The sequence below is a fragment of the Streptomyces sp. NPDC040432 genome (genome assembly GCF_055595445.1).
Window position 1 is genome coordinate 287480 of the sequence record NZ_JBVIVP010000005.1, and the last position, 8997, is coordinate 296476.

Consider the following 8997-nt stretch of genomic DNA (forward strand, 5'->3'; position numbering starts at 1 on the left):
GAACGTCGAAGGCGTCGCCGGCGACCGTGATCGGTCGGCGGCGACGCCGGGAGAGCGGGTCTTTCAGGCGTGGATCTGCTTGGGGCTCGCGCCGTACACGTTCGGTCCGGCGTCACCCTCGGTGGCCATGAGGACGATCATCCAGATCCAGCCGACGAACGGGATCAGGCCGACCAGGTACCACCATCCGGACCTGCCGGTGTCGTGCAGCCGCCGGACGCTGAGGCCCAGCGTGGGAAGGAACACGGCCAGGGTGTAGATCCAGGTGATGACCGGGTAGCTGCCCAGGGCGAAGTCGATGACCGTCAGGACGATGACGACCGGGATGGTGCACAGGACGAACATCCAGTATTCCTGGCGGCGCGATCGGCCGTTGAAGTCCGCGTAGCGCTTGATGACGTCGACGTAGTAGTTCACGAGTCCCCCCTGAGGACGGCATCGACGGCCCCGCCCACCGGATGGGGCCGGGCCGGATTTATGCCCTCGGGGCGACGCACCCAAGCCACTTCCGGGGAGCAAAAATAGGCCACCGCCCTTGGTTTCGAAGGCAGTTGGGACAACCTTCGTCGGTCGGGGCGGGTGGTGCGGAGGTGGCTCGGGTGGCGGCTCAGCCGATGCGGAAGGTGTCTCCGTAGACCTTCCAGACGAGCGGGGTGTCGAGGTTCAGGTTGCCCTTCTTCAGGAAGACCCGCTGGGCGGTGTCGACGCGACTGGTGTCGCTGTGCGCCTCCTCCTGCTTCATCGCCCACACACGGGCGTCGAGGAAGGCGTTGAGCCAGGTCGTCTCGTTGCCGCCCTGGGCCGGGGGCTTGGCCTTGGTGAGGGCACGCTTGCGGATGTTGCTGAAGCCGGTGGAGTCGGTACCGTCCCCGTGCATGACGATGGCGTCGTAGTAGATGAACTGGCCCAGGGTTCCCACGCCGTCCGCCTTGCCCTGCTTGACCGACGGGTTGAAGTAGACCCGGTCGCGTTCGTGGTCCTGAGCCTTCTGGAACTCGGCGTCCTGCGCCGCCCTGGCCCAGTCCCTGGTGAAGTCGGGGTCGAGGCCCGCGTGCGAGTCGCTGCCGTCGACGTCGCGCAGGGCCGGCAGGTACTTGGCGAGCACGTTGCCCGGCTTGACCCGGGTGTAGTACTCGACGAGGTCGAGCATGTCGCCGGTGCCGGAGCAGAAGCCGATGATCCCGGCGGTGTAGCCGCGCCCGTCGCCTATGTCCTCGATGTACTTGTACTGGGCCCGCCAGTCCAGTGAGGAGTTCTCGGCGCTGGAGACGATCCGCATGGCGATGTCCTTCTTCGCCGGGTCGTCGAGCCCCGTGGCGGCGGCCGTCGCGGCCGTCGCGGGGGCGTGCGCGGGCGCCGGGGTCGCGGTGGCGTGCGCCGCGACCGGGGCCGCGAGCAGGGCCGCGCCGAGCAGGGCGCCGATCGTCATCGTCTTGCGGTGAGGGGTGAACACAGGGCCTCCGTAAGGGGGTTGAGGCTTTCCGATTCCGTTAGGAAACTTTCCTACCAGATATCGGGAGACGCCGACACCCCCCGCGAACCATCTGCGGAGGAAACCAATCCGCACGCGTCCCGGCTCCGAAGTCCTCATGACCGCCGCCGTCACCCACCCGGAGGACCCGCCATGACCCGTACGCGACCGCGCCCCGCACGGCACGGGCGGAGGGGAGGGGCGTGAGGCAGTCCATCCCCTTCGGCGCCCCGCAGGAACGGTCCGCCCCCGACCTCCCGGCCCTGATGGAGCTCGTCGCGCGCGGTGACCAGGACGCCTTCGCCGCGCTGTACGACGTGATCGCGGGCCCCGTGCACGGCATCGTCGTCAAGGTGCTGCGGGACCGGGCGCAGTCCGAGGAGGTGGCCCAGGAGGTGTTGATCGAGGTCTGGCGGCAGGCCCCGCGCTACCGGGCGGACAAGGGCGGCGTCATGACCTGGGTGCTGACGATCGCGCACCGCCGTGCCGTGGACCGGGTGCGTTCCGCGCAGGCCGCGACGGCCCGCGAACAGGACACCGCCTCGCGCGAGCACGCCCGCCCGTACGACGAGGTCAGCGAACAGGTGGAGACCCGGCTGGAGAGCGAGCAGGTACGGCGCTGCGTGCGCGGCCTGACCGACCTCCAGCGGCAGGCCGTCGACCTGGCCTATTACGGCGGACTGACCTACCGGGAGGTCGCCGAGAGGCTGAACACCCCGCTGCCCACGGTCAAGACTCGGCTGCGCGACGGACTGATCCGGCTGCGCGACTGCATGGGGGTCACGGCATGAGCCGCACCGGCATCGACGCGGAACAGCTCCACGCGCTCTCCGGGGCCTACGCCCTGAACGCGCTCGACCCCGGCGAGCGGGACGCCTTCGAACGGCACCTGGATCGTTGCGCCCTGTGCACCCAGGACGTACGGGAGTTCTCGGCGACGGCGGCCCGGCTCGGTTCCGCGGTCGCCCTGCCCGCCCCGCCCGGGATGCGGCGAACGGTCCTCGCCCGCATCGACGGGGTGCGCCAGCAACCCCCGGCGCGGCGGAGCATCGTGGCGCTGCGCCGCCGGGCCCTGCCGCTGGCCCTCGCGGCCTGCCTGGCGGGGGCCCTGGCCCTCGGCGGGGCGGCGCTGCGCGAACACGAGCAGGCGCAGCGGACGGCGATCGCCCTCCAGGACCTGACCTCGGTGCTCTCCGCCCCGGACGCCCGCACGGTGACCACCCGCCCCGGTTCCGGCATGACGGGGAAGGTGGTGGTGTCCGCGTCGCGCGACCGGGCTGCCTTCGTCAGTTCCGGGCTGCCCGCCGCTCCGGCGGGTCGGACGTACCAGCTGTGGTTCGCCGACGGGTCGGTGATGCGGCCGGCCGGGCTGGTCCGCGCGGACGGCGCGGCCGTGTTGACGGGCCCCGTGGGGCGGGCGACGGCGGTCGGCCTGACCCTGGAGCCGTCGGGCGGCTCGGCGCAGCCGACCAGCCCGCCGCTGATGCTGCTGGCCCTGGGCCGTTGAGCGGGCCCCCGGCCGCGGGGCGGGTCTCGGGGGCCCGCCCTCCGTTCGGGGGCGGGCGGCTCCGTCAGAGCCAGCCGTTGCGGCGGAAACCGCGGTGGATGACGAAGCAGGCGACGGCCATGACCCCGAGGACCAGCGGGTAGCCGTAGGTCCAGCGCAGCTCGGGCATGTGGTCGAAGTTCATGCCGTAGACCCCGCAGACCATGGTGGGGACGGCGACGATCGCCGCCCAGGCGGTGATCTTGCGCATGTCCTCGTTCTGGGCGACCGTCACCTGCGCGAGGTGCGCCTGGAGGATGGAGTCCAGGAGGCCGTCGTAGGCGCCGATCTGCTCGGTGGCGCGCGTCAGGTGGTCGGCCACGTCACGGAAGTAGGCGCGGATCTCCGGCGGGATGACCGGTATCGGCTGCGTGGCCAGTTGTTCGAGCGGCCGGCCCAGCGGGGCCACCGCCCGCCGCAGTTCGAGGAGTTCGCGCTTGAGCTGGTAGATCCGGCCGGCGTCGCCCCGGCCGCCGTGCTCGCTGAACACCGCCGTCTCCACGGCGTCCATGTCGCTCTGCACCGCGTCCGTGACGGCCACGTAGTCGTCGACGACGTGGTCCGCCATGGCGTGGAGCACGGCCGCCGGTCCCTTCGCCAACTGCTCCGGCTCCGCTTCGAGCGCTTCACGGACGGGGCCGAGGGTGCCCCGACCGCCGTGCCGGATGGTGATGACGAAGTCCGGTCCGACGAAGGCCATCATCTCGCCGGTCTCGACGACCTCGCTGGTCGCCGTCAGTTCCTCGTGCTCGACGTAACGGACGGTCTTGAAGACGGCGAAGAGGGTGTCGTCGTAGCGCTCCACCTTGGGCCGCTGGTGCGCGTTGACGGCGTCCTCGACGGCGAGCGGGTGCAGACCGAAGAGAACGGCGAGCCCGGCGAGCTCCTCCTGGGAGGGCTCGTGGAGGCCGATCCACACGAATCCCTCGCCCGCCTTGCGGACCCGACGCAGGGCCTCGTCGGCCTCCGCACAGCCTTCCTGACGGATGCCGTCGAGGTAGACCACGCAGTTGACGACGGCGCTGCCGAGCGGGGAGCGGGCGGGGTGGCTGAGGTCGACGGCCCGCCGGTAGCCGCGGCGCACGGCCCGGCGCAGGCTGCTGAACATGGACAACGGCGTACTCCCCTTCGGCGGATCAGCGGCCAGTCTGCCACCGTCGCGGCCGGACCCGGCGCCGCCCCGCGTCCGGCGCCCCGCATCCGGCGCCACGCGCCGGTCGGCGGCACGTCGGTCAGCCGCGGTCCACGAAGACGCTGGTGGACTTGACCCGGGCGGTGGCCCGGGCGCCCACCTCCAGGCCCAGCTCCTCGACCGCCTCCCGGGTGAGGAGGGATACGATCCGGTGCGGTCCGGCCTGGATCTCGACCTGCGCGTCGACCGTGCCGAGCAGTACGCCGGTGACGATGCCGGGGAAGGAGTTGCGCACCGAGCTGGACGGGGCCTCGTCGCCCTCCGTGCCCTCCCGCGCGGCTTCCACGCAGAACGCGGCCAGGTCCGGCCCGTCCACCATCCGCCGGCTTCCCTCGCGCCGGGTGGGGAACCGGTCGGCGTCGGCCCACCGGCGGGCGGTGTCGACGCTGACGCCCAGCAGCCGGGCCGCCTGACCGATCGTGTAGGACTCCATGCCGGAAGCCTAGGGCCTGTCGTCAAAGTCCCGTCGTCTCCCGGAGGGCGGCCTCGCGGCGTCCGGCGGGTGCAGGGATTCCAGGGCGGCCTGCGCGACGATCGCCGCGACCGCGGCCAGCGCCGGGGAGTCCAGCTTCCATTGTTGCCAGTACAGCGGGACGTCCAACGGCGGCGCCGGTTCCAGCGGCACCAGCGCGCCCGTCCCCAGCAGGGGCAGGGCCTGCGGCTCGGGGACCAGGCCCCAGCCGAGCCCGGCGACCACCGCGTCGCGAAACCCCTCCGAGGTCGGGATCTGGTGCCGTGCGGGCGAGGCCCCGGCGAGGCCCCCCGTGAGGGCGCGGACGTAGCCGTCCTGGAGCTCGTCGCGCCGGTCGAAGACGATCACCGGCGCCGCGCCGAGGTCCCGGGCCCGCTCGCCCGTCAGGTGTCGGGCGACGAAGGCGGGGCTCGCCACGGGGAGATAGCGGGCCAGGCCCAGGGTCCGCACGGTGCAGCCCGCGACCGGGTCGGGCGAGGAGGTGACGGCGGCCATCACCTGTCCCTCCCGAAGCAGTGCCGTCGTGTGTGCCTCGTCCTCCCGGTACAGCTCGAAGCAGACCGGCGGATCCTGCGGCACCCGGGTCAGCGCGGGCAGGAACCAGGTGGCCAGCGAGTCCGCGTTGACCGCGATCGGCAGCCGGATCGGGCCCTGGCCGTCGGCCCTGCCCATCCCCAGTTCGGTGCGGGCGTCGCGTTCCAGCCGGGCCAGCTGCCGGGCGAACCGGATGACCACTTCGCCCGACTCGGTGGGGCGCACGGGCTTCGTCCGCATGAGCAGGACGCGGCCGGTGCGCTGTTCGAGGGCCTTCACGCGCTGGCTGACGGCGGACGGCGTCACGTGCAGGGCCGTGGCCGCCGCGTCGAAGGTGCCCTCGTCGACCACCGCGAGGAGTGTCCGTACCTGTTCGAGGGGAAGTTCATCCATCACGAACGCTAAGGGTACGTAAAAATCTTTAGCTGTACTGACGCCGCGCCGCTGCCTACCGTCGATCACATGAACCACGGCATCACCACAGCAGCCCTGGCCGGCTTCGGCACCGGCCTCTCCCTCATCGTGGCCATCGGCGCGCAGAACGCCTTCGTCCTGCGCCAAGGCGCCCGGCGGCACGCCGTGTTCCCCGTCGTCGCCATCTGCGCCGTGTCGGACGCCCTGCTGATCGCCCTGGGCGTGGCCGGGGTCGGGGCTTTCGTCACCGCCTGGCCGGCCGCCCTGACGGCGGTCGGGATCGCCGGCGGCGCCTTCCTGATCTGCTACGGACTGCTCGCCGCCCGCCGGGTGCTGCGCCCCGACCCCGACGCGGCCCTCGGCACGGGTGGCGGCGCCGCCACCGGGTCGGCCCGCGCGGCGGTGCTGACCTGCCTGGCCATGACCTGGCTCAACCCGCACGTCTACCTGGACACCGTGCTCCTGGTCGGCTCCCTGGCTGCGGAGCGCGGCGACCTGCGGTGGGCGTTCGGTACCGGCGCGGTGCTGGCCAGCCTGACCTGGTTCGGTGCGCTCGGCTACGGCTCCCGACTCCTCAGCCGCCCGCTCTCCCGACCGAGCGCATGGCGGGTACTGGACGGGCTGGTCGCCGCGACGATGGTCACGATGGGCGGGATGCTGCTCGCCCGGGCCTGAGGCCGGCCCGTACCGCCCGCCGCGAACCTCACCGCTGCGGTCCGCCCGGGGTCGATCCGGGACACCCGGCCGGCCGCCGGCGGCGCCGCGGCGCGGATGCGGTAGGTACTGGTGCTGTACCGACGCGCGGACCGACCGCGCCCCGCGCGACCCCAGGAGCAGCAGCCGTGCACCACCGCCCGTCCTCGCGTCAGGACCCCTCCCCGGCGCCCCGGCGTTCGTCCGAGTCCGTGTGCGCTCCCCACGCGGACCGGCCCTCGCCCCTCCTGACCGCCACCGGCGTCGTCCTGGACCCCCGCGGCAGGGTCCTCGTGCTGACGACCTTTCACGAAGGCGGCCCGGACCACCTCGAACTGCCCGGCGGCGCCGTCGAGGACACCGAAACCCCGGAACAGGGGCTGGCCCGGGAGTTGAAGGAGGAGGTGGGCCTCACGGTCCCGGTGGGCCGGTTGCTCGCCGTCGATTCCTGTCCGCCGGGGGCCTCGGGCCGTTCCCTCGTCGCACACGTGCACCTCGTCGGCCCGCTCACCGGCGCCGAGGCCGATGCCCTCTGCTCCGCGGACGGCGAGGGGACCCGGGCCGACTGGCTGACCGCAGAGGAGGCCGCCGCCCGGCTCCCCGCCCGGCTCGCGCCCCGGGTGCGCGCCGCGCTGGCCGCCCTGTACTCCGGCTCCCTCGCGCACCTGGCCGACGGGGTGCCCCAGCCGGGCTCCCCCGCGGGCCTCGACCCGGCCGACCGCGCCGCCCTGGAGCACGCGGGCAGGTTCGACGCGGCCGGGCACCGCGCGTCCCGCCCCAAGGCCCTCACCGCGGCGAACGTCCTGTTCACCGACGGGGCCGGCCGCATCCTGCTCGTCCAACCCGGCTACGGGGCCCCGGGCCGTTGGCTGCTCCCCGGCGGCGGCGTCGACAGCGACCTCGGCGAAACCCCCCGGGCGGCGGCCGCGCGGGAGGTCCGCGAGGAGATCGGCCTGGACCGTGCCCCCGGCCGTCTCCTCGGCGTCAACTGGGCCCACCGCCCCGGCTACCCGGCCCGGATCCGGTTCCTCTACGACGGTGGCGTCCTCGACGCCGACGAACTCGCCGGGATCAGGCTGCCGCCCGACGAGCTCGTGCGCTGGCGGACCGTACGCCGCAAGGAGTTGCGGGGCCTCGTCAAGGGCTCGCTGCGCCGTCAGATCAAGGCCTGCCTCGACGCCCTCGCCGACGGCACCGGCCCGCTGGAGCTCCACGACGGGCGGCGCGTGCATCCGGGCTGACGGGCGGTGGGCAACGCACCCCGGCGCCCCGACCCGGCGTCGCGCCGCCCGGGCGCGCCGCTTACGATGCCGACATGCGTACGTGGGCGGGGCGAGCGGAGGGTGCCTCCGGTCCGCGCGCCTCCCTGCTGCTCGTCCTGGCGCTGCTGACCGGTCTCGTCGCCATGCACGGCCTGGGTCCGGCCCCCCTCGCGGTGGCCGCCCACGCCCCGGGCCACGCACCGGCCCCGGGGCATTCCGGGGACTCCGGGCACGACACCCCGACGGCGGACGTGGCGGCCGACCCGTGCGCGTGCGTCCACGCCGGTGCTCCGCAGGACGGCCGCGGCGGTCACGCAGAGCACGCGGACGCCACCTGCGCCGCCCCCGGCACCAGCGGCGCGCCGGTCCTGCCCGAGCCCGCCGTCACACCGGGCGGGGCCACCGCCGCCGCGGCCGACCCGTTCGGCGTCCTCATGGGGGCGACGGCCTGCGGGCGCGCCCCTCCCTCACTGAGCGAACTCCAACTCCTGCGCGTATAGGGCGGCTCCGGCATGCCCGGCCCCGGGTCGTGTCGTCCCGCGACGACCCGGTCGTCCTCGACGACCGCCCCGGTGGCCGGTGCCCCTGCCCCGTGAGCCCCCCATCGACCGAGCACGCCCCCGCGCGCGTGCCGCAGCACAGGAGCACCACCATGACCGCTCGACGTTCGCTGTTCCGCCGTACGTCCGTCGTCGTCGCCGCCTCGGCCGCGGCCCTCGCCCTCACCGCCTGCGGCGGTGGGGACGGCGACCCGGCCCACACCGGCCACGGCTCCACCCCCACGGCCTCCGCGACTCCCTCCGGGTCCGCCGGAGCCGGTTCCGCCGCCGGCAAGGGCGAGCACAACGCCGCCGACACGGCCTTCGCCCTGGGGATGATCCCCCACCACCGACAGGCCCTGGAGATGGCCCGGCTCGCGCCGACCCGCGCGGGTGCGGCCGAGGTGAAGAAGCTCGCCGAGGAGATCGAGAAGGCCCAGGACCCGGAGATCAGGACGTTGTCGGGTTGGCTGACCGCCTGGGGCGAGCAGGTTCCCGCCGAGGGCTCCGGGCACGGTGGGCACGACATGGCCGGGATGATGACGACGGAGGAGATGGACGGCCTGGCGAAGAGTTCCGGCGCCGCGTTCGACAAGGCGTTCCTGGAGCTGATGGTCAAGCACCACGAGGGCGCCGTGGCCATGGCCCGGACCGAGCAGGCCGGGGGCGCCCACGGGCCGGCCAAGGAAATGGCCGGGTCCATCATCGGCTCCCAGAGCGCCGAGATCGCCCGGATGAAGTCCCTCCTCGGCACCGGCTGACCCCCTCCGCGGGCGGACGCGGCCGGTCCCCGAACCGGCCGCGTCCGCACCGGCGATCGCCCGTCGGCCACCCCCTCCCGCGTCCGGCGTCACCCGCCGGGGGACCTCAGGGG

Annotated in this window: 11 protein-coding genes; 6 read left to right on the forward strand and 5 right to left on the reverse strand. The window is 73.8% G+C overall.

Features of this window, described 5'->3' with window-relative positions:
* Positions 1–63: 63 nt before the first annotated feature.
* A complete protein-coding gene (locus tag ACZ58N_RS14360; protein ID WP_389702336.1) occupies positions 64–417 on the reverse strand; it encodes a DUF805 domain-containing protein in 354 nt (117 codons plus the stop codon).
* A 190-nt stretch (positions 418–607) separates the two neighbouring features.
* Positions 608–1429, reverse strand: coding sequence for a chitosanase (locus ACZ58N_RS14365; protein WP_471159227.1), 822 nt, complete (start codon positions 1427–1429; stop codon positions 608–610).
* Positions 1430–1674: 245 nt separating this feature from the next.
* On the opposite strand from ACZ58N_RS14365, the gene sigK reads away from it, so the two are divergent.
* On the forward strand, positions 1675–2262 hold the full coding sequence (gene sigK, locus ACZ58N_RS14370; protein WP_471158882.1) for an ECF RNA polymerase sigma factor SigK: 588 nt from the start codon (positions 1675–1677) through the stop codon (positions 2260–2262).
* Positions 2259–2978 (forward strand): anti-sigma factor, encoded by a 720-nt coding sequence (locus ACZ58N_RS14375; RefSeq protein WP_471158884.1) that lies wholly within the window; start codon positions 2259–2261, stop codon positions 2976–2978. The genes sigK and ACZ58N_RS14375 overlap by 4 nt, the downstream gene beginning before the upstream one ends.
* Before the next feature lie 64 nt (positions 2979–3042).
* Here ACZ58N_RS14375 and corA read toward each other — a convergent pair whose 3' ends face one another.
* The 3 genes from corA to ACZ58N_RS14390 form a co-directional block, all read right to left on the reverse strand.
* Complete coding sequence (gene corA / locus ACZ58N_RS14380) at positions 3043–4125, reverse strand: magnesium/cobalt transporter CorA (RefSeq protein ID WP_471158886.1); 1083 nt, start codon at positions 4123–4125, stop codon at positions 3043–3045.
* 124 nt (positions 4126–4249) lie between these two features.
* Entirely contained in the window at positions 4250–4642 is a 393-nt protein-coding gene (locus ACZ58N_RS14385; protein ID WP_471158888.1) for a TOBE domain-containing protein, read from the reverse strand.
* A gap of 9 nt (positions 4643–4651) precedes the next feature.
* Positions 4652–5608 (reverse strand): LysR family transcriptional regulator ArgP, encoded by a 957-nt coding sequence (locus ACZ58N_RS14390; RefSeq protein WP_471159229.1) that lies wholly within the window; start codon positions 5606–5608, stop codon positions 4652–4654.
* Between the two features lie 69 nt (positions 5609–5677).
* On the opposite strand from ACZ58N_RS14390, the gene ACZ58N_RS14395 reads away from it, so the two are divergent.
* The 4 genes from ACZ58N_RS14395 to ACZ58N_RS14410 all read left to right on the forward strand — a co-directional run bounded on the left by ACZ58N_RS14395 (position 5678) and on the right by ACZ58N_RS14410 (position 8884).
* Complete coding sequence (locus ACZ58N_RS14395; RefSeq protein WP_471158890.1) at positions 5678–6304, forward strand: LysE/ArgO family amino acid transporter; 627 nt, start codon at positions 5678–5680, stop codon at positions 6302–6304.
* A 167-nt stretch (positions 6305–6471) separates the two neighbouring features.
* The gene (locus ACZ58N_RS14400; RefSeq protein ID WP_471158892.1) at positions 6472–7563 is read left to right on the forward strand and encodes an NUDIX hydrolase; all 1092 of its coding nucleotides are present in this window, start codon (positions 6472–6474) and stop codon (positions 7561–7563) included.
* Positions 7564–7637: 74 nt separating this feature from the next.
* Positions 7638–8084: a DUF6153 family protein gene (locus tag ACZ58N_RS14405; RefSeq protein WP_471158894.1), complete on the forward strand. Its 447-nt coding sequence runs from the start codon at positions 7638–7640 to the stop codon at positions 8082–8084.
* Positions 8085–8236: 152 nt separating this feature from the next.
* Positions 8237–8884, forward strand: a complete 648-nt coding sequence (locus ACZ58N_RS14410) for a DUF305 domain-containing protein (protein ID WP_471158896.1) — start codon at positions 8237–8239, stop codon at positions 8882–8884.
* Positions 8885–8997: the final 113 nt, after the last annotated feature.

Excerpts from the sequence above, each read along its gene's own strand:
- ACZ58N_RS14365 (WP_471159227.1), bottom strand. The coding sequence starts at position 1,429 with ATGACGATCGGCGCCCTGCTCGGCGCGGCCCTGCTCGCGGCCCCGGTC.
- ACZ58N_RS14375 (WP_471158884.1), top strand. The coding sequence starts at position 2,259 with ATGAGCCGCACCGGCATCGACGCGGAACAGCTCCACGCGCTCTCCGGG.
- corA (WP_471158886.1), bottom strand. The coding sequence starts at position 4,125 with ATGTTCAGCAGCCTGCGCCGGGCCGTGCGCCGCGGCTACCGGCGGGCC.
- ACZ58N_RS14385 (WP_471158888.1), bottom strand. The coding sequence starts at position 4,642 with ATGGAGTCCTACACGATCGGTCAGGCGGCCCGGCTGCTGGGCGTCAGC.
- ACZ58N_RS14390 (WP_471159229.1), bottom strand. The coding sequence starts at position 5,608 with ATGGATGAACTTCCCCTCGAACAGGTACGGACACTCCTCGCGGTGGTC.
- ACZ58N_RS14395 (WP_471158890.1), top strand. The coding sequence starts at position 5,678 with ATGAACCACGGCATCACCACAGCAGCCCTGGCCGGCTTCGGCACCGGC.
- ACZ58N_RS14405 (WP_471158894.1), top strand. The coding sequence starts at position 7,638 with ATGCGTACGTGGGCGGGGCGAGCGGAGGGTGCCTCCGGTCCGCGCGCC.
- ACZ58N_RS14410 (WP_471158896.1), top strand. The coding sequence starts at position 8,237 with ATGACCGCTCGACGTTCGCTGTTCCGCCGTACGTCCGTCGTCGTCGCC.